Below are 23,285 nucleotides of genomic sequence, written 5' to 3'. Positions count from 1 at the left end.
GATGCGGGTGTTGGCCTGGCTGGCCAACGCGGAGCTGAGCGACCTGCAGATCCACGAACCCTCGCTGGAGGACGTGTACTTCGGCCTGAGGGAGGCACCATGAACGTTTCATTGCAATGGCGCCAGGGCGTCGAGCCGTTCGCGCAGCCAGCGGTGGGCCGCATCGTCCTGGTGGCGCCGGTGCCAGATCATGTACATCGGCAGCGTGGGGCAGGGCGTGGGCACCTCGGCGCGGGCGAACTCGCGCATGAAGCTGTCGTGCAGCAGGGCCGGCGCCGTGGCCAGCAGCGGGCTGCCACGCAGGAAAGTGGGCAGGCCGCCAAAACCCGGCACCATGACGGCAAAGCGCCGGTGCAGGCCCTGCGCGGCGAGGGTGCGGTCCAGGTAGAGCGTGCGCCGGGGTTCGTAGACCACGGTGATGTGATCGGCGGCAAGGTAGTCGGCCAGCGAGGCCGGGGCCGCGCGCACCGCCGCGTCGTAGTAGACGCAGTAGCGGTCTTCGAAGATGCGCTTCTGCACGATGTCGCTGCCCTCGGGCGGGCGAGGGCTGATGGCGATATCGCACACGCCGTCGCGCAGCATCTCCAGACTCGGGATGTCCGATGGGATGACGCGCAGCGCCACGCCGGGCGCCTGCGCGCGCAGCACCTGCGCCAGCGCGGGCAGCAGCACGTCGCGCTGGAAGTCGTTGGCAGCGATGGTGATGGTGGCTTGCCAGCGTGCGGGGTCGAAGGCGCCGGTGTGCGCAAAGCCCTGCAGCTGGCGCAGCAGTTCGCGCGCCTGCACGGCCAGTTCACCCGCGCGCGCCGTGGCGACGATGCCGCGCCCACTCTTCACGAACAGCGCGTCGCCGGTGATGGCGCGCAGCTTGTCGAGCTGGTGGCTCACGGCCGACTGCGTGACGCCCAACGACTGCGCCGCACCGGTGATGCTGCCGGCCTCCACCACCGCCACCAGCAGCTGCAGCAGGCGGACGTCCAAGTCTGACCAATCGAAATCATTCATGTGTTTGATGATCATTCATCTGTTTATCTTTGGCAATGGGCCGGGAATACTCGCGGCTTGACACAAGTCAAACCACCCCATGCAGGAGACTCCCGTGAGCAAAACCATCCCCGGCACCACGCCCTTTGACGGCGACATGGCCAAGAAGGGCTACGCCCTGAACAAGATGTGCTTCTCGTTCAACGACAAGGCCAACCGCGATGCCTTTGTGGTCGATCCCGAGGCCTACATGGCGCAATACGGCCTGAACCCGCAGCAGGCCGACGCGATCCGGTCCAAGCAGGTGCTGGCCTTGCTGGATGCGGGCGGCAACGCCTACTACCTCGCCAAGTTCGCCGGCATCTTCGGCCTGGACATGCAGGACATCGGCGCGCAGCAGACCGGCATGACGAAAGAACAGTTCAAGGCCAAGCTCGTGGCCGCGAACCAGCAGTGCTGAAACCACAGGAGACACAGACATGGCACAACTCATCGGTGGCCTGGCCACATCGCACATCCCCGCCATCGGCGGCGCCATTCACCGAGGCGCGCAGAACGAGCCCTACTGGAAACCTTTCTTCGACGGCTTCCCGCCGATCCATCAGTGGCTGGGCAAGGTCAAACCCGACGTGGTCGTGGTGTTCTACAACGACCACGGCCTGAACTTCTTCCTCGACAAGATGCCGACCTTCGCGGTGGGCGCCGCCGCGACCTACAGCAACGCCGACGAAGGCTGGGGCATCCCCACGCTGCCACCGATTCCCGGCTGTCCGGAACTGTCGTGGCACATCATCAACCAGCTGATCGCGAAAGAGTTCGACATCGTGACCTGCCAGGAGATGCTGGTGGACCACGCCTGCACGCTGCCGCTCAAGCTGTTCTGGCCCGAGCACGAGGTGGCGCCGGTGCAGATCGTGCCGATCGACATCAACACGGTGCAGTTTCCTTTGCCGACGGCCAAGCGGGTCTACAAGCTGGGCAAGGCGGTGGGTGAGGCGATCCAGAGCTGGGACAGCGACAAGCGCGTGGCGGTGATGGCCACGGGTGGCCTGTCGCACCAGCTGGAAGGCGAGCGCGCGGGCTTCATCAACAAGAAGTTCGACCTGCAGTTCCTGGACAGCATGGAAACGAACCCGGAGTGGGCAACGCAGTTCAGCGATCTGGAGCTGGTGGAGAAGGCGGGCACGCAGGGCGTGGAGCTGCTGATGTGGCTGGCCATGCGCGCGGCGCTGACTGCCGGCGGTTCGGGTGTGCGCAAGGTGCACAGCAACTACCACATCCCGATTTCGAATACCGCTACCGGGGTGTTGGCGCTGGAGACGGTTTGACGTTGTTCTTGCCGTGAATCGAGGGAGGGAGCCTTGGGCTCACTTTTTCGTGCCTGCTTGGTTGGCGGGTGCATTGAGCGCCGGGCGCTTGACTCCGCTCATGTCCCCCGGAACGGGCTGCGCCCGTTCCTCCTCCTTTACTTCGCTGCGTCAAGCACCCGACGCTCCATGCACTGAGGCCATGTGGGCGCCTACCCCTGCAGGCACGCCCACCTGCAAGCGTCTCGCCGAGGCGGGGCGTACTGCGCAGCGAAGTAAAGGAGGAGGGCTCGGCCGCAGGCCGAGGCCGGGGGACATGAGCGGAGCAGTGCGCCCCGCCTCGGCGAGACACGCCACACAAGCAGGCACGAAAAAAAGGGAGCCAAAGGCTCCCTCTCTTGGCGCATCAGAAGGACCGCCGATCACATCGAATCGATGAAGCTGCGCAGCTTGTCCGAACGGCTCGGGTGCTTGAGCTTGCGCACCGCCTTGGACTCGATCTGACGGATGCGCTCACGCGTCACGTCGAACTGCTTGCCCACTTCTTCCAGCGTGTGGTCGGTCGACATCTCGATGCCGAAACGCATGCGCAACACCTTGGCTTCGCGCGGCGTCAGGCTGTCGAGAATTTCCTTCACCACGTCGCGCAGACCGGCCTGCATCGCAGCCTCGATCGGCGCGGTGTTCGCCTGGTCTTCGATGAAATCGCCCAGGTGCGAATCGTCGTCGTCGCCGATGGGGGTTTCCATCGAGATCGGCTCTTTCGCAATTTTCATGATCTTGCGGATCTTGTCTTCCGGCATCTCCATCTTCTCGGCCAGGATGGACGCATCGGGCTCGAAGCCGTGTTCCTGCAAATGCTGGCGGCTGATGCGGTTCATCTTGTTGATCGTCTCGATCATGTGCACCGGGATGCGGATCGTGCGAGCCTGGTCGGCGATCGAGCGCGTGATCGCCTGGCGGATCCACCAGGTGGCATAGGTCGAGAACTTGTAGCCGCGACGGTATTCGAACTTGTCCACCGCCTTCATCAGGCCGATGTTGCCCTCCTGGATCAGGTCCAGGAACTGCAGGCCGCGGTTGGTGTACTTCTTCGCGATGGAGATCACGAGGCGCAGGTTGGCCTCGATCATTTCCTTCTTCGCGTCGCGCGACGTGGACTCGCCCGAGTTCATCCGCTTGTGGATGTCTTTCAGGTGCGCCAGCGGCACGACCACGCTGCTCTGGATGTTCATCAGGCCGGTCTGCAGTTCCTGCACCGGCGGGATGTTGCGCTGCATGATCACGCTCCAGGGCTTGCCGGCAGCGGCCTGCTTTTCAACCCATTTCAGGTTCAGCAGGTTGGCCGGGAAGTCGGCGATGAACTTGTCCTGCGGCATGCCGCACTTGTCCACGATGATGCGGCGCAGTTCGCGCTCTTTCTTGCGCACTTCATCGACCTGGCTGCGCATCGTGCTGCACAGCTTTTCAATCGCCTTGGCGGTGAAGCGGATCGACATCAGCGTCTCGGTGATGGCGAGCTGCGTCTTCAGGTAGGTCGGCGTGCCGTAGCCTTCCTTGTCGTAGGTCTTGTGCAGCTTCTCGAACAGCGTGCGCAGGGTGTCGAAGCGGGTCAGCGCTTCGCGCTTGAGTTCTTCGAGCTTGCGGGTGAGGGCCTTGGAGCCGCCCTTGCCGTCGTCGTCATCGGCTTCGTCGTAGTCGTCGAAGTCTTCTTCGGCCACGTAATCGTCGGCCGCATCGGCATCGGCAAAACCGTCCACCACGGTGGAGATCACGACCTTGCCTTCGCGGATGTCCTCGGCCATGGCCAGGATGTCGGCGATGGTGGCGGGCGATTCGGAAATCGCGGCCATCATGTCGTTCAGGCCGCCTTCGATGCGCTTCGCGATCTCGATTTCGCCTTCGCGTGTCAGCAGCTCGACCGTGCCCATTTCGCGCATGTACATGCGCACCGGGTCGGTGGTGCGGCCGAACTCGCTGTCCACCGTGGAGAGCGCCGCTTCGGCTTCTTCTTCGGCTTCTTCCTCGGTCGCAGCGGTGGGGCCGGTGTTGTTCAGAAGCAGGGTTTCGGCGTCTGGCGTCTGTTCGTAGACGGCCACACCCATGTCGTTCAGCAGTGAAACCACCACTTCCAGCGTCTCGGCCTCGACCAGCTTGTCGGGCAGGTGGTCGTTGATTTCGCCGTGCGTGAGGTAGCCGCGCGTCTTGCCCAGCTTGATCAGGGTCTTGAGGCGTTCGCGGCGGTTCTTGGCTTCCTCTTCGGACAGGACGGTTTCGTCCAGGCCGAATTCCTTCATCAGCGCGCGCTCCTTGGCCTTGCTGATCTTCATGCGCAGCGGCTTGACCTTCTCGACCGGCTGGGCGGTGGCGTCGACCACCTCGGTCTCGGCTTCGACTTCACCGGTCAGGTCGTCTTCGATGTCGCTCAGGTCGGCGTCATCCAGGTCGGTGCCTTCTTTGGCAGCGGCCTTGGGTTTGCGACCGCGCTTGGCAGCGGGTTTGTCGGCCGAAGCGGCTTTGGCCGGGCGGCCCGCCTTTTTCTTCGACTCGGCGCTCGCGTCGACAACGTCGAGTTCGTCGGCAGTGGTCTTGCGGGCGGTGGATTTGGCAGCGGGTTTTGCAGGCATCTTGACGGTCACAGAGGTTTTTTTGGGCACTTCGGGAGTGGCTGGGCCGGCTTTGGCCTTGGTGGCTGTTTTTGTGCTGGACTGGACAGGCGTACTGGACTTCTTCGCAGGCATGAGGACCTCAAAAAATGGCAGAAACAGGACCGGCAGAACTCACAAAAATCGCCAAAAGGTCGCCGCAGGCGGCCACTCCGGTGGTTTTTGTCGGGCACTACGCCCACCTTTCGCCGGAAAGGGCGGGCCTGCAAGCTGTGTGGGCGAACATTTGGTGTGCAGTCCTTGCGGGGTTCCGTCAGGCCCAAGGGGCGCTGAGGTGGCCAGGGGGATTCCCGAGTTGCCCCTGTCTGGGGGCAGGCCTGTGCCGGAGGTGCTGCTGTCGCGCTTGCGGTGCGTAACCCTAGATTATACCGGCGGGGCGCTTTTCAAGGCCTTGATGCGCTCATTGACCCGCTTGTAGTCCTCGTACGCCGTGGCATCGCCCTGCTGCACCCGCGCTGCCAGCAGGCCGGCCAGGGCCTCCAGGGCGTCGCCGCGCAGGCGGTCCATCACGTCGGCCAGCTCGGCCAGCTCCAGCGCCGAGTCGGCGCCCATGGTGGCCTGTTCCACCTGGCCGCAGGCAAAAGCTTCGTGTTCACCGCCCCGCAGGGCCTCGCGCAACGCCGCCCAGGGCTGCGGGCCGTGTTCGTGCAGCTGCGCTTCGAGCCAGGCAAACACCGGCCCATGGGGCGCCGGCAGGTGCGCGAGCATGGCGTGGTCGTCCGCGGACAGCGTGTCCCAGGCCTGGGCATTGGCCAGCAGCAGGCCTACGGCCCGGTCGGCCCGGCTACCGCCTGCGCGGCGCTGGCCGAGCATGCGCGGCGGTGGGGGCGGGCCCTTGCGCCACTTGCCATAGCCCTTGTTGCCGTAGGTGCCTTTGCCGTAGCCGCTGCTTGCACCGCTGCCAAAAGTTCCACCACTGGATGTGCTGTAGGACTGGGCGTAACCGCCACCGGCGTGGTCCCCGTGGTCTGCGCTGTGGCTGCCGCCGTCGTAACCGGGCGCCTGTGAGGCTGTAGGCTCATGGCTCGACGGGCGCTGGGCGCGCGCGCCGCCGCCGGCCTGTTGCCAGAGCTGCAGCAGGTCGGTACTGCCGATGCCGATGCCGTTGGCCAGCTCGGTGATCAGCTGGCGCTTGAGTGCGCCGTCGGGCAGGGCGCTCCACAGCGGGCGGGCTTGACTCGCCATGCGGGCGCGACCTTCCGCGCTGGTCAGGTCGCAGTCGGCGCTGGCCGCGTCGATCAGGAAGCGCGAGAGCGGCACGGCATCCTTCACGCATTGTGCAAAGGCTTCTTCGCCATTGGCGCGGATGTAGCTGTCGGGGTCGTGTTCGGCCGGTAAAAAGAGGAACTTCACGCTGCGCGTGTCGGTGGCCAGGGGCAGGGCGGCATCCAGCGCCTTGCGCGCCGCGCGCCGGCCGGCGCCGTCGCCATCGAAGCTGAAGACCACGCTGTCGGTGAAGCGGAAGAGTTTCTGCACGTGGTCGGGCGTGCAGGCGGTGCCGAGCGTGGCGACGGCGTTGGCAAAGCCGAGCTGGGCCAGGGCCACCACGTCCATGTAGCCTTCGGTCACCAGCGCGTAGCCGGCCACGCGGATGGCAGTGCGGGCCTCGAACAGGCCGTAGAGTTCGCGGCCCTTGCTGAAGACCGGCGTCTCGGGCGAGTTCAAGTACTTGGGTTCGCCCTTGTCGAGCACGCGCCCGCCAAAGCCGATGTACTCGCCCTTGACGTTGCGGATCGGGAACATGATGCGGTCGCGGAAGCGGTCGTAGCGTTTGGCTTCACCGTCCTGGCCTTTTTCATCCTCGTGCACGATCACCATGCCGGACTCGACCAGCAGCGCATCGGCGTAGTCCGGAAACACGCTGGCCAGGCTGCGCCAGCCTTCAGGCGCGTAACCGAGGCCGAAGGTCTTGGCGATCTCGCCCGACAGGCCGCGGCCCTTGAGGTAGGCCACGGCACGGGGCGATGCCTTGAGCTGCTTCATGTAGGCGTGCGCGGCCTTCTCCAGCACGTCGTTGAGCGTCACCTGCTTCTGGCGCTGCAACGCGGCGCGCTCGCGGTCTTGTGGCGAGGCATCGTCTTCGGGTATCTGCAGGCCGGTCTGCTGGGCCAGGTCTTTCACCGCCTCGATGAAGGTCATGCCGGCATGCTCCATCAGGAAGCCGATGGCGTTGCCGTTGGCGCCGCAGCCGAAGCAGTGGTAGAACTGCTTGGTCGGGCTGACGCTGAACGACGGCGATTTTTCGCCGTGGAACGGACACAGCCCCATCAGGTTGGCGCCGCCCTTTTTCAGCTGGACGTAGCGGCCCACCACGTCGACCACGTCGACACGATTGAGCAGTTCCTGGATGAAGGTCTGGGGGATGGCCACCCGGGTATTCTGCACCTCGAAAACAACGAAGGAGATAGCTATGAGCCCCCACGTTCACATTCGTTCTCTGCCCCCCAAGGGGGCGCTGACCGCCTTGAGGCAGCACGCCGGAGGTCACCCATGACCAGCATCTACGATCAGGACCTGCCCCGTAACGAGGCCAACTTTGCACCCATCTCGCCGCTGTCGTTCATCGAGCGCACCGCCGAGGTCTACCCGGACCGGATGGCCATCGTGCACGGCGATCTGCGCCAGACCTGGGCCCAGACCTATGCGCGGGCGCGCCAGCTGGCCAGCGCCCTGCAACGCGCCGGCATCGGCAAGAACGAAACTGTGGCGGTGATGCTGCCCAATACGCCGCCGATGGTCGAAGCTCACTTCGGGGTCCCCATGGCCGGCGCGGTGCTCAACGCGCTCAACACCCGGCTTGACCCGGAAGCGATTGCTTTCATGCTCGACCACGGCGAGGCCAAGGTCGTGATCGTGGACCCGGAGTTTGCGGGCACCCTGCGCAAGGCGCTGGCGCTGCGACAGCACAAATCGCCCTTGCTGGTGATCGACGTGGAAGACGCCCTCTTCATGGGTGAGGCGCAGTCCGTGGGCAGCACGACCTATGAATCTTTCCTGGATGGTGGCGACCCGGCTTTCGCCTGGAGCCTGCCCGCCGACGAGTGGGACGCCATCGCGCTCAACTACACCAGCGGCACCACCGGCAACCCCAAGGGTGTGGTCTACCACCACCGTGGCGCGGCCATGAACGCGATCAGCAACGTGCTGGAGTGGGACATGCCCAAGCACGCGGTCTACCTCTGGACCCTGCCCATGTTCCACTGCAATGGCTGGTGCTTCCCTTGGACAGTGGCGGCGCGCGCGGGTGTCAATGTCTGCCTGCGCCGGGTGGACCCGCAGGCCATCTTCGACGCCATGCGCGACCACGGTGTGACGCACTATTGCGGCGCACCCATCGTGCACGGCCTGCTGGTCAACGCGCCGGCCGCGATGAAGGACGGTGTGCCGGCCGGTATCAAGGCCATGGTGGCGGGCGCAGCGCCACCGGCTTCGATGATCGAAGGCATGGAGCAGATGGGTTTTGACCTCACCCATGTCTACGGGCTGACCGAGGTCTACGGCCCGGCCACGGTCTGCGCCAAACACGAAGCCTGGGACGCGCTGGACATTGGGGAACGTGCCCGCCTCAACGCGCGCCAGGGCGTGCGCTACCACCTGCAGCGCGACGTGCGCGTGTTGAACCCGGAAACGATGATGCCCGTGCCGCAGGACGGCGAGACCATGGGCGAGATCATGTTCAAGGGCAACATCACCATGAAGGGCTATCTGAAGAACCCGAAGACGACGCAGGAGGCCTTTGCTGGTGGCTGGTTCCACAGCGGCGACCTGGCGGTGCAGTACCCCGACGGCTACTTCAAGATCAAGGACCGCAGCAAGGACATCATCATTTCGGGCGGTGAAAACATCTCGTCGATCGAGGTGGAAGACGTCTTATACCGCCACCCTGACGTGCTGGCAGCGGCCGTGGTGGCGCGGCCCGATCCGAAGTGGGGCGAGACGCCCTGCGCGTTTGTGGAGCTGAAGTTTGGCGTGCACACCACGCCCGCAGACATCGTGGCGCACTGCAAGAAACACCTGGCCGGGTTCAAGGTGCCGCGTTTTGTGGTGTTCGGTGAACTGCCCAAGACGAGCACCGGGAAGATCCAGAAGTTTGAGTTGCGCAAGCGGGCGGGTTCTGCTGCTGCGATTGACGTCTGATTTCGGTGGACTGTTTTTCAACAAGACGTTGTCGCCTTGTTGCTGAACGGTGCTTGGGCGTCCGGGGCGCTGCAAGCCTGCACCTCGCGCAGGCCGATGGCAGCACCCCCGTTCTCCGGCCCACGCTCGCCGTCAACCGGATGGGCTCGCAACCGTTGCCGCGTCCACACCGTGTGTGCGAGCCGCCTCTGTGGCAACGGCGAATGGTGCCTGCGCCCGAGGATGCCACCACCGTCCCAAATACCGTGTGGGTTTGCCTGCGGTTCGCTCTCACATCACTTCGGGGGCAGGCGGTTTGGGTGGGCGGGCGCAGTCCCCATTCGCGGTTGCCCACACGGTGACTTGCTGCAACGGTGTTGATGACGCGACGGTGGCCCACCCGGGTGGCCGCCCGCGAGGTGGGACGGAGAACGAGCACCCGGACCACCTGCCCCTGCCCGCACGGCCGAGCGCCGAAGGCCGGGTGCAACAACAAACCAAGCACCTGAGCAGCAGCCAACCAACAGCCGCCATGCCAAAAGCACCAAAACCTCAATCCCCCGCCACGATCCCCTCGCGCCGCGGATCGGCACCGCCCAGCCACACCGGCTGGCCGTCATTCACTCCACGCTGGACCGCCTGCAGACCACTGGGCATGGGGGTCTCGCTGACGGTGTGACCGCGCTGCTGCAGGGCTTGCACGGTGGCGGCCGGGAAACGGCCGGCTTCCAGCATCACGGGCCCGCCCAACGAGCCGAAGTTGGGCAGGTCGATCGCAGCCTGCGGGCTCAGGCCCCATTGCAGCGCGCCCAGCAGAGTCTTGGCGGTGAAATGGATGATGAGCGCGCCACCCGGGCTGCCCGCGCTCATGAGCAGTTGACCGCTGTCGCGGTCGAACACCAGCGTTGGCGACATGGACGAACGCGGTCGCTTGCCTGGCTCGACGCGGTTGGCCACGGGCCGGCCCTGCGCGTCGGCGGGTGTGAAGCTGAAATCGGTCAGCTCGTTGTTGAGCAGAAAACCCCCAGGACGCGAGGGGTCGGTGCTCACCATCAGCCGGGCGCCGAAGCCGGCTTCGATGGTGGAGGTCATGGCCAGCGCGTTGCCAAACCGGTCGACGATGCTGATGTGGCTTGTGCCGTACTCGGCTTGTTCGGGCATGGGCGCCCAGGCCACGGCGCTGCCGCCCGGCTGGCCGGCGGGTGCCTGCGGCAGGCGCACCGGACCGATCAGGCGGGCGCGCTCGTCCAGGTAGCGGGCGTCGAGCAGGCTGCCCCAGCGCCCGGCCGGTGGCGCCACGAAATCGGGGTCGGCCAGGTACAGCGCGCGGTCGGCGAACGCCAGGCGGGACGCCTCGGCGTAGGTGTGCAGCCAATCGGGGCCAGGCAGGCCGCCCGACAGCGCCGCATCGGCCTGCGGTGTGCGCGCGAGCAGGCCGAGGATCTGTCCGATGGCGATGGCCCCCGAACTCGGCGGCGGGAAACCGCAGATGCGCAGCGCGGTTTGTGCGGCCGTGTGATCGAAGCACAGGGCGTCACGCTCCTTGGGCCGGTACGTTTTGAGGTCATCCAGGCCGAGCTGACCGGGGTTGGTCGGGTGCTGCTGCACCTTCGCGACCAGCGCCCGTGCCACCGATCCCTCGTGCAGGGCCAGCGGGCCAGTGGCGGCGAGCAGGCGCAGCACCTGCGCCAGCTCGGGGTTGCGCAACACATGGCCCACCGGGTGGGGCTGGCCGTCGTGCTGGTAGAAGTAGGCCGCAGCCACCGGGTCCTGTTTCAGCGCGCTTTCGGCCTGCAGCAGCGTGTGCAACCGCGGGCTGACCGGGAAACCCTGGTCGGCCAGCCGGATCGCGGGGTCGAACAGGCGCGCCCAGGGCAGCCGGCCGTGTTGCCGGTGGGCCAGCGCCAGCATGGCCACCGTGCCGGGCACACCCACCGAACGGCCGCCCACCACGGCCTGCAGGAAGGGCAGGGGTTGGCCGTCGTCCGCGAGGAACAGCTTTTCTGTCGCCGCGGCCGGTGCCGTCTCGCGCCCGTCAAAGGCCTGGACACGTTGACCATCGTGGTGCAGCAGGAAGGCGCCACCGCCGATGCCACTGGACTGCGGCTCCACCAGGGTCAACACCATCTGCACGGCGATGGCGGCGTCCACGGCACTGCCGCCGGCCCGCAGGATGTGCACGCCGGCTTCGGTGGCCAGGGGGTTGGCGGCCGCCACGGCGTGCTGGCGCAGCGTCCAGCCCGGCTTGGGGGTTGCCCCCGTTGCCGCTTCGGGCTGCACGACCGGGCCGATGGGCGCAGGCACCTCCGCGGCGTCGCGGGCGGTGGGTGCGGAGCAGGCCGTCAGCAACAGCGCCAGGGTGAGCACCACCGGCCAGGGGTGCGTGGCAGTTCGACCAAGGATTTTTGTGCGTTCTGTCATGCTTGCGGTTGGTTAGAGAGGACAGCCGGTGCGCCGCTTGCCAAAAATCAAGCAGCATGAAAGGTGGTTGCGCTATTTTGAATCCTGAAGTGCAATCCAGCCCAATAGCCAGCCCAGAAAGCCCTGATGACGATGACCACGCCGCCCCTCTCCGCCAACGCACTCGGTCCCTTTGGTGGACCCACGCGTCAGGTGGTGCACAGCCTGCCTTTGTTGATGGCTGCGCTGGAAGCGCAGCATCACCAGCCCATCGTCACCTTGCGCGACGCCTTGCTGCAGCTGCGCATGCTGGACGAGCCCACGCTGGCGGCCCTGGCCGAAGAGAGCCCCGATCTGTTGCGTTCCCGGTCGTCCGAACTGGTGGTGCGCCTGCTGCTGACGGACGACGAGCTGCAGCGCGCGCTGGCCCGCGTGGCCGGCGTGGTGGAGATCGAGGTGCTGGGCATTGATGTCGAGCGCAATGCGTTTGGCATCCTGCCCTTGCGCGCAGCACATGCCCACCATGTGGTGCCGCTGGGCATGGTCAACGAGCAGTTCTATGTCGCTTCCTGTGCGCCGACCAACGAAGAACTGCAGCGCCAGTTGTGCACGCAGACCGGCCACACCGTGCGCCTCGTTTGGGCCAGCCGCGACGCGATCGAGCGGCGGCTGGAGTTGCAGGACCGCATTGAACACGCCGGCCATGCCCACAGCCCCAGCGCCATCGTCGACGACGTGCGGCGCCGCATGCTGCCGCCCCAGGCGCTGGTGCAACACAACGAAGAGGCGGGTCTCGAAGATCTCGTGATGCAGGCCATGGTCGAAGTGGGCACGGCCGGCGAGGCCGAGCAACTGGCTTCGGCGGCGGAGTCGGCCGGCATGGTGCGGCTGGTCAACCAGATGATCGCCGAGGCCCAGAGCACCGGCGTGTCCGACATTCACATCGAGGCCAATCCAGGCGACGCGCTCACCGCGATCCGTTTCCGGCGGGATGGCGACCTGGAGCCCTACCTGTGGCTGCCCGCCAAACTGCGCGCACCCCTGGTCTCCCGGATCAAGATCATGGCCCGACTCGACATCGGCGAGCGCCGCCGGCCGCAGGACGGCAAGATCGATTTTTCCGAGTTCGGTGGCAAGGCGCTGGAGCTGCGTGTGGCGGTGATGCCGACACACGATGGGCTGGAAGACGTGGTGCTGCGGTTGCTGGAATCGGCCAAACCGCTGCCCTTGTCGAAGCTCGGTCTGCAGCCGCGCGACCTGGAGTTGATCGCCAATTTTTCAGAGCGCACCTTCGGCATGGTGCTGGCCGCCGGTCCCACCGGTTCGGGCAAGACCACCACGCTGCACTCCATGCTGGCCGAGGTGAACACCACCGAGCGCAAGATCTGGACGGCAGAAGACCCGATCGAGATCACCCAGCCCGGCCTGCGCCAGGTGCAGATGAACAGCAAGATCGGCCTGACGTTCGCCAGCGCCATGCGTGGCTTCCTGCGCGCCGATCCCGACATCATCATGATCGGCGAGATCCGCGACGCCGAGACCGCCAAGATCGCCATCGAAGCCTCTCTCACCGGTCACCTGGTGCTCTCGACCCTGCACACCAACAACGCCAGCGAGAGTGTGGTGCGCCTGCTCGACCTGGGCATGGACCCGATGAACTTCGCCGACTCGCTGCTCGGCATCGTGGCCCAGCGCCTGGTGCGTGCGCTGTGCACCCATTGTGCGCAGGAACGGGCGCTCACCGCCGAGGAGTGGGAGGCGCTGCTGCAGGAATACATGGAGGGCAGCAGCCTGAGCCGCCAGCAGGCCGAGAAGCGCTTGCTCACGGCGGCGGGCGTGGCGTCGGCGGCCGACATCCGCACGCGCCAGGCGGTGGGCTGCGAGCACTGCGGTGGCAAGGGTTACAAGGGCCGGCTGGGCATCTACGAAATCCTGCAGAACAGCCGCGCCATCAAGTTGCTGATCCAGAACCGTGCCCGACCGTCCGAACTGTTTGACACCGCGGTGGGCGAGGGCATGCGCAGCCTGCGCCACGACGCCCTTGAAAAGGTGGTGCAAGGGCTGATCGATCTCAAACAGGCACGCGTCGCCTACCGCTGAGCCGGCTGGAAGCCCGGCACGGTCAGGGAAGGGCCCCCCGGCGCGAGATGCCCAACCCAGGATGCGGTGGAACCGGCTTTGCTGGGCCACTCGCATCGCCCCCATGAGGGGGGCGCGTGAAGCTCGGCGGGGGTGTTCAGTCTCAGCGCGGCGCCAGGCGGATCGCGCCGTCCAGGCGGATCACCTCGCCGTTGAGCATGTCGTTTTCGATGATGTGTTTGGCCAGCTTGGCGTAGTCCTGCGGCGTGCCCAGGCGGCTGGGGAAGGGCACGCTGGCGGCCAGCGCGTCCTGCACCTCCTGTGGCATGCCGAACAGCATGGGGGTGCCGAAGATGCCGGGGGCAATCGTCATGTTGCGGATGCCGTTGCGCGCCAGGTCGCGCGCGATGGGCAGCGTCATGCCGACCACGCCGCCTTTGCTGGCGGCGTAGGCGGCCTGGCCGATCTGGCCGTCGTAGGCTGCCACGCTGGCGGTGCTGATCATCACGCCGCGTTCGCCCGTGGCCTCGGGGTCGTTCTTGCACATGGCTTCAGAAGCCAGGCGGATCATGTTGAAGCTGCCGACCAGGTTGACCATGATGGTCTTGGTGTAGACGGCCAGCGAGTGCGCGCCGTTCTTGCCCACGGTCTTTTCGGCCGGCGCGATGCCGGCGCAGTTGACCAGGCCCATGAGCTTGCCCAGGGACAGGGCCTTGGCCACCACGGCCTGGCCGTCGGCTTCGTTGCTCACGTCGCATTTCACGAACGCGCCGCCGATGTCCTTGGCGACCGCTTCGCCTTTTTCAGCCTGCATGTCGGCGATGACGACGGTGCCGCCGTTGGCCGCCAGCATGCGCGCCGTGCCTTCGCCCAGACCGGATGCGCCGCCGGTGACGATGAATACCTTGCCTTGAATGTCCATGGGTGTGCTCCTCGGGTGTTGAGTTGATGTTGACGTTGACGTTGACGTAAACGTCAATTATCACCCACTTGCGCGACCGGTTTCAGGCGGCCGGGAGTTCCAGGGTGACGTCGGTGCCGTGGCCCGGTTCACTGGACACGTGCAGCCAGCCGCCGTGCAGATCGACGATGCGTTTCACGATCGCCAGGCCCAGGCCTTTGCCGCCTTCGCCGGTGGCGGGCGCCACGCTGGACCGGCTTTGGTAGAAGCGGTCGAACAGGCGGGGAATGTCCTGGGCCGGAATGCCCGAGCCGTTGTCGCTCACCCGGACCGTGACCACCTCGCCGTGCGTGCCGGTGTGGCGGTCGGCGCTCAGCTGGATCACGCTGCCGCTGCCCGAGAACTTGAGCGCGTTGTCCACGAGGTTGGCCACCGCGCGCTCGAACAATTCGATGTCCACCGCGGCCAGCGCGGGGCGTTGCGCGGCGTCGGGGCGTTCGGCCATCTGCAGGCGGATGCCCTGGAGGCGTGCCCGCTCGGCAAAGCGCATGACCACGTCGTCCAGCAGCTCGCCCAGGTCCAGCACCTCGGCGTTGAGCTTGAACGCCGGTTCGTCCAGGCGGGCCAGGTCACCCAGGCTTTGAACGAGACGGGCTGCGTTGTGTGTGTTGCGCAAGGCCACCGTCACCAGCCGGCGGTCTTCTTCGCGGGTGGCGTCGCCGGTCCAGCGGGCGTCGAGGGTTTCGAGGCAGGCGGTGGTGGCGGTCAGCGGCGAGCGCAGATCGTGCGAGAGGTTGCTCACGCCCTCGCGGCGGAAGTGGTCCAGGCGCCGCAGCGTGCTCCACTGCCGTCGCAAGGTCTGGAGCATCGCATCGATGCCGCGCGCGAGCTGGCCGAATTCATCGCGGCCCCTGGCATCGGGCAGATCGAGCGATGGACCCGGTCCGTCCGGGTCGGTCGAGGCCATGTCGTCGAGACCTTTCTGTGTGACCCGGCCGACCGATTGGGTGAGTCGCGATAGAGGGCGCGTGATGGTGGCGGTGGCCCAGGTGGCGAGCAAGGTGGCGAAGGCCACCACCGCCAGCACCATCAGCAAGGCGGGCTGGGACAGCGTGCTGCGCAAGGCCGCCATGCGCCCTTCGCCGAACGTGCGGGGACGCGAGACCAGGTAAAGGTAGCCATCGACGGGCCGGTTGGGCTGTATGGCGGCGTGCCGCAACGGACGCGCCGCGATGATCACGCGTTTGTCCATGTTCTCGGGGTCGTCACCCAGCACATAGGGCATGGGTGTGTCTCCAGCGGCCTCCAGGACCGGCCCGATACGCACTTTGAAACCCGGCGCGAGCTGGGCCTTTCCGGTTGAACTCAGCACGGTGCCCTGCGTGTCCAGCAGGTAGAGCTGGGTATCGGGCTCGTAGAGCACCAGGTTGGCGAGGAAGTCGTCGAAGCCTTCGCCAAAACGCGCCCGCATGCCGAGCAGGTCGTTGTGCTGCAGGACCACGCGCTTCAAAAACGCGTCGGCGCGGTAGTAGGCCGACTCGTGTTCAAAGCGCTCGTAGGCCAGCACGATGGCGATGACCACGCCCAGTGCGGTGAACAGACCGGTGAGGAAGATCGTGAGGGCGATCTTGATCCGAACCTTCATGGTTCAGTGCCCTGGGCGCTCGCGCATCTTGTAGCCGGCGCCCCGCACGGTGAGGATGAAGTCCGGGTGCAGCGGGTCGGCCTCCAGTTTCGCCCGCAAGCGGTTGATGTGGGTGGTCACCGTGTGTTCGTAGCCGTCGTGCGTGTAGCCCCAGACGGCGTTGAGCAACTGCCCGCGTGAAAACACGTGGCCCGGGTGCTGGGCGAAATACAGCAGGAGGTCGAATTCCAGCGCCGTGAAATCGAGCGTCACGCCGCGCACCCGGGCCACGCGCTTGACGGGTTGAATCTCCAGCTCGCCGTTGACCAGCGGTGCGCCCGCATCCGCTGCCTGACTCTGGGCCGCCTGCGCCGCGCGCAGCAGCTCCGAGCGGCGCAGCAGTGCCTTGACGCGCGCCAGCAGCTCGGCGATGGAGAAGGGCTTGGTGAGGTAGTCGTCGGCCCCGAGCTCCAGGCCCAGCACGCGGTCGAGCTCGGTGGACTTGGCCGTGAGCATCAGGATGGGGGTGTGGTCGCCGCGCGAGCGCAAAGTCTTGCACACCTCCAGCCCGTCCAGACCCGGCATCATCAGATCAAGCACCAGCAGGTCGTGCCCGACTTCGGTCTGCAGCGCCAGCGCCGACGGTCCATCGCGGGTCTCGCTCACGCCATAGCCGGCGCCGCGCAGGTTCAGGGCCAGCAGGTCCCGGATATCGGTCTGGTCCTCGGCAATCAGGATCTGCTTGGTGGCGTTCATGAAAATGGGTCCGCTGCGTGAGCGATTTCTTACCCGATTGTTATCGAAATGTGATCTTTCGATAGCGGGTTGTGATCTGGGCTGACCACAGTGGAGGCACCGAACCCGAACCGGAGCCCGCCATGAACACCGCCCACCTGTCTGCCTTGTCAACGCCCCGCGTGGGTACCGTCTGCTGGACCGAGATGGTGAGCCACCGCAGCTATCTGATCCGCTTTGCCCAGCGCAAGCTCCACGACCCGATGCTGGCCGAAGACCTGGTTCACGACGTGTTCGAGGCGGTGATGTCCGGGTGCGCGGCGTTTTCCGGTCGCAGCGCGCTGCGCAGCTGGCTCACCGGCATCCTCAAGAACAAGCTGGTCGATCTGATCCGGGACCGCGCCCGCTACCACGAGATGGATGCCGACGATGACGAGGCCCTGCCACTGGAATGCGACGCCGCCCGCCCGGACGAACTGGCCGAGCACCGCGAGCGCCTCGCCCAGACCCTGGTGCGGATCGAAAACCTGCCCCACGGGCTGCGTGATGTGATGCGGTGGCGCGTGCTGCACGACGAGGAAACCGGGTTGGTGTGCGAGCGCCTGGCGATCAGCCAGGACAGCCTGTTTGTGCGCCTGCACCGGGCGCGCAAACAGCTGTTGTGCTGAAAACCCTGCAGGATCACGTTGACGCCAATGTCAACAACGGCCCAGCCGGCGTCGCTGGAGCTGTCACCGGTTTGGCGCAGGAAATTCACGAACCTGTCACACAGGAGCGGTAGCCTGCCATCACCATTGACCCCCGCACGGAGCCGCCCATGTTTGACAGCCACGACGAGCTGCTGACCCGCATTCACAACGACCTCATGGACGGCTACGACGAAGAGCTGGAGATGGAAATTGAGGACCGCCACGTGGACGCGCTCGGCGGTCAGCTGGACCCCGAGGCGCTGCTGCAGCAGAAGGAGAGCCGGCGCACGTATTTCCGCGAGCTGTTCCGGCTGCAGGCCGAGCTGGTGAAGCTGCAGGACTGGGTGCACGCCACCGGGCACAAGGTGGTGATCGTGTTCGAAGGGCGCGACGCGGCCGGCAAGGGCGGCGTGATCAAGCGCATCACGCAGCGCCTGAACCCGCGCGTGTGCCGCGTGGTCGCGCTGCCAGCGCCCAGCGACCGCGAGCGCACCCAGTGGTACTTCCAGCGCTACGTGCCGCACCTGCCGGCGGCCGGCGAGATCGTGCTGTTCGACCGCAGCTGGTACAACCGCGCCGGTGTGGAAAAGGTGATGGGTTTCTGCACCGACGAGCAGTACGAAGCCTTCTTTCGCGACGTGCCCGAGTTCGAGAAGATGATCGCGCGCTCCGGTGTCCAGCTGATCAAGTACTGGTTTTCGGTGTCCGATGCCGAGCAGGAACTGCGCTTCCTCGGCCGCATCCACGACCCGCTCAAACAATGGAAGCTCAGCCCCATGGACCTAGAGAGCCGCCGCCGCTGGGAGCTCTACACCAAGGCCAAAGAAGTGATGCTGGAGCGCACCCACATCCCCGAATCGCCCTGGTGGGTGGTTCCTGCCGACGACAAGAAGAAGGCGCGTCTGAACTGCATCCACCACCTGCTGTCACAGATGCCGTACCACGAGATCGAGCGCCCCGGCATCGAACTGCCCGAACGCATGCGCCACGAAGACTACCGCCGCCACCAGGTGCCCGGCGAGATCTACGTACCGCAAGTGTTCTGAAATACCAAAGGCCCGCAGTTGCGGGCCATTGGTATTGAACCGGGAACGCTGTGGAACCGGCTTTGCCGGGCCACTCGCGTTGTCCCCCCTCCGGGGGGAAGCCGCGAAGCGGCGCAGGGGGGCTACTTATATCCAGTGCGGTCCAGCATCTGCTGCACCTTGGTCATGTTCTTCGCCACCACACCCAGCGGAATCTGCTCCGCCTTGAAGTTGTCGCCACCCATGGCCTTGATGGCCGGGTTGTCCACCTTCAGGCCCTTGACGGCGGGGAACTCGTTGTTGCCGTTGGCAAAGTAGTCCTGCGCAAAGGGGCTGGCCAGGAACTCCATGAAAGCGATGGCGTTGTCCTTGTTCTTGGCGTGTTTGGCCACGGCCGCGCCGGCGATGTTGACGTGGGTGCCGCTGGTGCCCTGATTGGGGAAGACCACGCGCACTTTTTCCATCACCGAGCGGTCCTCGGGTTTGCTGGACTTGATCATGCGGGCCACGTAGTAGGTGTTGGTCAGTGCCACACCGCATTCGCCCGAGGCCACGGCCTTGATCTGGTCGGTGTCACCGCCTTTGGGCGCGCGTGCCATGTTGTCCACCACGCCCTTGAGCCACGCTTCGCCCTTGGCATCGCCCAGGCGTTCGACCACGGTGGCGAACAGCGACAGGTTGTAGGGGTGTGAGCCCGAGCGGGTGCAGACCAGGCCCTTGAGCTTGGGGTCGGCCAGTTGTTCGTAGGTCGCCACGTCGGCGGCCTTGACGCGCAGCGGGTCGTAGATGATCACGCGGGCGCGGGTCGAAAAACCGGTCCAGCTCACGCCGTCCTTCGTGGCGTCGGCACGCAGGTTGGCGGGAATGGCGGCGTCCAGCTTGGCCGACTTGATGGGCTGGAACAGGCCCTGGCTGTCGGCGGAAGCCATGCGGGCGGCATCCACCAGCAGGATCACGTCGGCAGGCGACGCGGCGCCTTCGGCGCGCAGGCGCGCCACGATGCCGGCATCGTCCGCGTCGACGCGGTTGATCTTGATGCCCGTGGTCTTGGAGAAGGTGTCGTACATCACCTCGTCGGTCTGATAGTGGCGGGCCGAATAGAGGTTGAGCACCTTGTCCTGGGCCTGGGCGCCCAAGGCTGCGGAGGCCGCGGCAAGGACAATGCTGAGCTTGATGGTGTTGCGCATGTGGGGGACTTTCTCTGGAGCCAATAACCCCGCATCCGTCTGGAAAACACCAGCGCTGCGGGCACGATTCATCCGGGTCAGATGCTAACACAAACACGAATTGTTCTCAATAAATGGCAATTGATCTGGGTCAAACTCCAGCGAATCTGCGATCCCGGTTGCACAGTGCAGAGGTGCCTGGCGGGCATCTGGAAAGGTCCCAGGTCACGCGCATAAAAAAAGCCCCCGCTTTGCAGCGAGGGCTTAAGGGGTCCGATGAAATCGAATTTCGAAAAGGACCCGAGGAGACAACCAGAAAAAACGGATTTGGTGAACCAGCGCCGCTTTCTCAAGTCTGGCGCTAGTCTCCAGTGATTTCAGTGTGGGCGCTTTGACCGATGTCAAAGGCCCGATCAAAGGTGCGAAACCCTTGCAATTCAGCGCTTCTTGGCAGCGGCCTTGGTGGCGCTGACAGCTTGCGTGGTCACGGTGTTGAAGTTGGCTTCGGCCATTTCGGTGGCTTGCTTGACAGCCTTCTGAACCGATTCCATGGCGTTGTTGGCGGCGGACACGGCGCTCTTCATCACGGCCACGGCGGTTTCGGAACCGGCGGGAGCGTTCTTGGAAGCGTTGTCCACGACCGACATGAACTTCTTCTGTGCATCAGCGGCCTGGGCTTCAGCGGCCTTGCCGAATTCGGCACTGGTGCCCGAAGCGATGTCGTACAGGTGACGGCTGTAGGCCACGGTCTTCTCGGCCAGGGGCTGCATCAGGCTGGCTTGCAGCGTCAGCAGTTCCTGGGCGTCCTTGACGGACAGCAGGGCTTGTGTGCTGTTGGCGGACTCGCTCAGGGCGGCCTTGGTGGCTTGAACGTTCAGCTCAAGCAGCTTTTCCACGCCTTCGAAGGCTTTCTGGGTCAGACCGAAAATGGTTTCGATGTTGGCTTTTTGTGCGGCGACGATTTGTTCAGCGGTCAGCATGTTGGGTTCTCCGAAAGAGGAAGTAAATAGGGGGTGGTGGCCTAGTTGAGAGCTGCTCCCGAACTCCGCGCTGTCTCGACGCTGTTGTTTTCGTTCGCTTTGCTGCACTGCAACATGGCTCGAATTATAGGGATAACTCGATCCGATGCAAGCGGTTTTTGTTGCATTGCAGCAATCTAGAAGGGTCTTTCTAAAACACGGGCGACGTGCGCCGGTTTCAAGTGGCGGACACAATGGCCGCTCCCTTCCAGCGCCCATTCCTGTGCACGCTTTCTACGCCGACCACTTCATCCTGCCCCTGCCCAGCGGCCACCGCTTTCCCATGGCCAAGTACGGCCGCCTGCGCGAGCGCCTCACGGTCGAGCTGCCGCAGGTGCGACTGGGCCAGGCGTTGCCGGCCAGCGATGGCGAACTGGCGCTGGTCCATCTGCCGGCCTACATCCAGGCCATCCATACCGGCACGCTGGACGCCGCTGCACAGCGCGAGATCGGTTTCCCCTGGAGCCCGGCGATGGCGGAACGGGCTCGGCGCTCGGTGGGTGCCACCATCCAGGCTTGCCGCGCCGTCATGGCGGGCGCGGGTCTGGCGGCCAACCTCGCGGGCGGCACGCACCATTCGTACGCCCACAAGGGCAGCGGCTTCTGTGTCTTCAACGACGCCGCGGTTGCAGCGCGGCTGATGCAGACCGAGCATGCGCGCCGTCATCGCGCCACCGGTCCGTTGCGCGTGGCCATCGTCGACCTGGACGTGCACCAGGGCAACGGCACGGCCAGCATCTTCGCGAGCGACGACTCGGTGTTCACGCTCTCGCTGCACGGCGCCCGCAACTTCCCGTTCCGCAAGGAGCCGAGCGACCTCGACGTGGAATTGCCCGACGGCTGCGGCGACACCGAATACCTGGAAGCGCTGGAGCGCGCACTGGAAGAGCTGGAGCAGCGCTTCGATCCCGGTCTGGTGATCTACCTCGCCGGTGCCGATCCGCACGAGGGCGACCGGCTCGGACGCCTGAAACTCACGTTCGACGGTCTGGAAGCGCGCGACCGACGCGTGATGGACTGGGCCTGGCAGCGCCGCCTGCCGTTGGCGTTCACCATGGCCGGCGGCTACGGCACCGACATGGAGGCCACGGTGCAGATCCAGATGAACACCTACCGCACCGCGCTCGATTACCACCACCGCTGGCAGGGGATGGCCGGTGTGTGGCCGGCTGACCGTTCTGCGACAGACCCGGCAACACCCCACTGGCAAAATCCCGCGCCATGAGCACGCCCGCCACCCGTCCCCAGGCCCGCCCGCGCGGTCACTACCGCGTTTTCCGCACCATCGGCACGCGCTGGATGGACAACGACGTCTATGGCCATGTGAACAACGTGGTGTATTACAGCTGGTTCGACACCGCGGTCAATGGCTGGCTGATCGAGCAGGGCGCGCTGGACATCCACGGCGGCGAGGTCATCGGTCTGGTGATCGAGACACAGTGCAACTACTTTGCCCCGCTGGCCTTTCCGCAGACCGTGCACGCCGGCCTGCGCGTGGCGCATCTGGGCAGTTCCAGCGTGCGCTACGAGGTGGGCCTGTTTGCCGAAGGCGGCGAGCTGGCCGCTGCCTGCGGACACTTCGTGCATGTGTACGTGGACCGCCGCACGCGCCGGCCGGTGCCCTTGCCGACGGCGCTCAAGACGGTGCTTGAGACGATCCTGTGAAGGCGGCAGCGCGCTGGCGGGGTTCTTGCCATAATTGACGTTGACGTTGACGTAAACGTCAATACAACACGGAGACCCCGCATGAGCTTCAATCCCCCCTCGGCTGGTGCCTTGACCCCGATCGACGCCCACAGCGTCGACGCTGCCATCACCAGCCGCATGTCGGCCCGCGCTTTCCTGCCCACACCGGTGCCGCGCGAGACCATCGAACACCTGCTGCAGCTGGCCAGCCGCGCGCCCTCGGGCACCAACACCCAGCCCTGGAAGGTGTATGTGCTGCAGGGTGCGAGCCGCGACAGCCTGGTCGACAAATGCTGTGCCGCGCACGACGCCCTGCGCGCTGATCCGTCGCTGGCATCCGAGTACCGGGAGGAATACGACTACTACCCGGAAAAATGGGTCAGCCCCTACATCGACCGCCGGCGCGAAAACGGCTGGGGGCTTTATGGCCTGCTCGGCATCACCAAGGGCGACAAGGACAAGATGCACGCGCAGCACCAGCGCAACTTCCGCTTCTTCGACGCGCCGGTGGGCCTGATGTTCACGCTCGACCGCGTCATGGGCCGCGGCTCGCTGGTGGACTACGGCATGTTCATGCAGAACCTCATGGTCGGCGCGCGCGGCCACGGCCTGCACACCTGCCCGCAGGCGGCCTGGAACGGTTTTTCGAAGATCATCCTGCCGCACATCGGCGCGGGCGAGAACGAAATGCTGGTCTGCGGCATGTCGCTGGGTTACGCCAACCCGGCCGACAAGGTCAACACCTTCATCACACCGCGCGAGCCCGTCGATAGCTTCACCAAATGGCTCGAATAGGAGTCCCCCCGCGCCGCTTCGCGTCACCCCCCCAGGGGACGCCACTGGCCGTCTGGCAAAGCCAGCCCGGCGGTGGCCTGGGTTGCCTTTGCC

Annotated in this window: 18 protein-coding genes; 9 read left to right on the top strand and 9 right to left on the bottom strand. The window is 65.6% G+C overall.

Annotated features, from left to right (window positions below):
* Positions 1 to 108: 108 nt before the first annotated feature.
* A complete protein-coding gene (locus F3K02_RS22050) occupies positions 109 to 1,014 on the bottom strand; it encodes a LysR family transcriptional regulator (protein WP_425485632.1) in 906 nt (301 codons plus the stop codon).
* 85 nt (positions 1,015 to 1,099) lie between these two features.
* Between F3K02_RS22050 and F3K02_RS22045 the strand changes: the two genes are divergently transcribed.
* Together F3K02_RS22045 and F3K02_RS22040 are read left to right on the top strand one after the other, a co-directional pair.
* The gene (locus F3K02_RS22045) at positions 1,100 to 1,444 is read left to right on the top strand and encodes a protocatechuate 4,5-dioxygenase subunit alpha (RefSeq protein ID WP_425485631.1); all 345 of its coding nucleotides are present in this window, start codon (positions 1,100 to 1,102) and stop codon (positions 1,442 to 1,444) included.
* A gap of 19 nt (positions 1,445 to 1,463) precedes the next feature.
* Complete coding sequence (locus F3K02_RS22040) at positions 1,464 to 2,312, top strand: class III extradiol dioxygenase family protein (protein WP_177137927.1); 849 nt, start codon at positions 1,464 to 1,466, stop codon at positions 2,310 to 2,312.
* 401 nt (positions 2,313 to 2,713) lie between these two features.
* Here the strand turns inward: F3K02_RS22040 and rpoD are convergent, their stop codons facing one another.
* Entirely contained in the window at positions 2,714 to 5,032 is a 2,319-nt protein-coding gene (gene rpoD / locus F3K02_RS22035; RefSeq protein WP_177137925.1) for an RNA polymerase sigma factor RpoD, read from the bottom strand.
* 288 nt (positions 5,033 to 5,320) lie between these two features.
* Positions 5,321 to 7,327 carry a DNA primase gene (gene dnaG / locus F3K02_RS22030; RefSeq protein WP_177137923.1) on the bottom strand — a complete coding sequence of 669 codons (2,007 nt, stop codon included), beginning with the start codon at positions 7,325 to 7,327 and terminating at the stop codon, positions 5,321 to 5,323.
* A gap of 120 nt (positions 7,328 to 7,447) precedes the next feature.
* Here dnaG and F3K02_RS22025 point away from each other — a divergent pair, with 120 nt between their 5' ends.
* On the top strand, positions 7,448 to 9,094 hold the full coding sequence (locus F3K02_RS22025; protein ID WP_177137921.1) for an acyl-CoA synthetase: 1,647 nt from the start codon (positions 7,448 to 7,450) through the stop codon (positions 9,092 to 9,094).
* Between the two features lie 531 nt (positions 9,095 to 9,625).
* On the opposite strand, the gene F3K02_RS22020 is transcribed toward F3K02_RS22025, so the two are convergent.
* Positions 9,626 to 11,494, bottom strand: coding sequence for a gamma-glutamyltransferase family protein (locus tag F3K02_RS22020; protein WP_177137919.1), 1,869 nt, complete (start codon positions 11,492 to 11,494; stop codon positions 9,626 to 9,628).
* Positions 11,495 to 11,620: 126 nt separating this feature from the next.
* On the opposite strand from F3K02_RS22020, the gene F3K02_RS22015 reads away from it, so the two are divergent.
* A complete protein-coding gene (locus tag F3K02_RS22015) occupies positions 11,621 to 13,573 on the top strand; it encodes a GspE/PulE family protein (RefSeq protein WP_177137917.1) in 1,953 nt (650 codons plus the stop codon).
* Positions 13,574 to 13,715: 142 nt separating this feature from the next.
* On the opposite strand, the gene F3K02_RS22010 is transcribed toward F3K02_RS22015, so the two are convergent.
* The 3 genes from F3K02_RS22010 to F3K02_RS22000 form a co-directional block, all read right to left on the bottom strand.
* Positions 13,716 to 14,474: a 3-hydroxyacyl-CoA dehydrogenase gene (locus F3K02_RS22010; RefSeq protein ID WP_177137915.1), complete on the bottom strand. Its 759-nt coding sequence runs from the start codon at positions 14,472 to 14,474 to the stop codon at positions 13,716 to 13,718.
* An 82-nt stretch (positions 14,475 to 14,556) separates the two neighbouring features.
* The gene (locus F3K02_RS22005) at positions 14,557 to 16,098 is read right to left on the bottom strand and encodes a sensor histidine kinase (protein ID WP_177137913.1); all 1,542 of its coding nucleotides are present in this window, start codon (positions 16,096 to 16,098) and stop codon (positions 14,557 to 14,559) included.
* Between the two features lie 3 nt (positions 16,099 to 16,101).
* Positions 16,102 to 16,833: a response regulator transcription factor gene (locus F3K02_RS22000; protein WP_177137911.1), complete on the bottom strand. Its 732-nt coding sequence runs from the start codon at positions 16,831 to 16,833 to the stop codon at positions 16,102 to 16,104.
* Between the two features lie 122 nt (positions 16,834 to 16,955).
* Here F3K02_RS22000 and F3K02_RS21995 point away from each other — a divergent pair, with 122 nt between their 5' ends.
* Together F3K02_RS21995 and ppk2 are read left to right on the top strand one after the other, a co-directional pair.
* Positions 16,956 to 17,480 (top strand): RNA polymerase sigma factor, encoded by a 525-nt coding sequence (locus F3K02_RS21995; protein WP_177137909.1) that lies wholly within the window; start codon positions 16,956 to 16,958, stop codon positions 17,478 to 17,480.
* Positions 17,481 to 17,629: 149 nt separating this feature from the next.
* Positions 17,630 to 18,547, top strand: a complete 918-nt coding sequence (gene ppk2 / locus F3K02_RS21990; protein ID WP_177137907.1) for a polyphosphate kinase 2 — start codon at positions 17,630 to 17,632, stop codon at positions 18,545 to 18,547.
* Positions 18,548 to 18,669: 122 nt separating this feature from the next.
* Here ppk2 and F3K02_RS21985 read toward each other — a convergent pair whose 3' ends face one another.
* Together F3K02_RS21985 and F3K02_RS21980 are read right to left on the bottom strand one after the other, a co-directional pair.
* Positions 18,670 to 19,713, bottom strand: a complete 1,044-nt coding sequence (locus F3K02_RS21985) for an extracellular solute-binding protein (protein ID WP_177137905.1) — start codon at positions 19,711 to 19,713, stop codon at positions 18,670 to 18,672.
* Between the two features lie 416 nt (positions 19,714 to 20,129).
* Entirely contained in the window at positions 20,130 to 20,672 is a 543-nt protein-coding gene (locus F3K02_RS21980) for a phasin family protein (protein ID WP_177137903.1), read from the bottom strand.
* A gap of 262 nt (positions 20,673 to 20,934) precedes the next feature.
* Between F3K02_RS21980 and F3K02_RS21975 the strand changes: the two genes are divergently transcribed.
* The 3 genes from F3K02_RS21975 to F3K02_RS21965 all read left to right on the top strand — a co-directional run bounded on the left by F3K02_RS21975 (position 20,935) and on the right by F3K02_RS21965 (position 23,192).
* Positions 20,935 to 21,936: an arginase family protein gene (locus tag F3K02_RS21975; protein ID WP_177137901.1), complete on the top strand. Its 1,002-nt coding sequence runs from the start codon at positions 20,935 to 20,937 to the stop codon at positions 21,934 to 21,936.
* Entirely contained in the window at positions 21,933 to 22,376 is a 444-nt protein-coding gene (locus F3K02_RS21970; RefSeq protein ID WP_177137899.1) for an acyl-CoA thioesterase, read from the top strand. Before F3K02_RS21975 ends, F3K02_RS21970 begins: the two co-directional genes overlap by 4 nt.
* Positions 22,377 to 22,457: 81 nt before the next feature.
* The gene (locus F3K02_RS21965) at positions 22,458 to 23,192 is read left to right on the top strand and encodes a nitroreductase (protein WP_177137898.1); all 735 of its coding nucleotides are present in this window, start codon (positions 22,458 to 22,460) and stop codon (positions 23,190 to 23,192) included.
* Positions 23,193 to 23,285 lie beyond the last annotated feature (93 nt).

The sequence above is a fragment of the Hydrogenophaga aromaticivorans genome (genome assembly GCF_013387465.1).
In the GTDB taxonomy this organism is placed as follows: domain Bacteria; phylum Pseudomonadota; class Gammaproteobacteria; order Burkholderiales; family Burkholderiaceae_C; genus Hydrogenophaga; species Hydrogenophaga aromaticivorans.
Note: the sequence above shows the minus strand (reverse complement) of the source record. Positions and strands in the feature narration are given on the sequence as shown.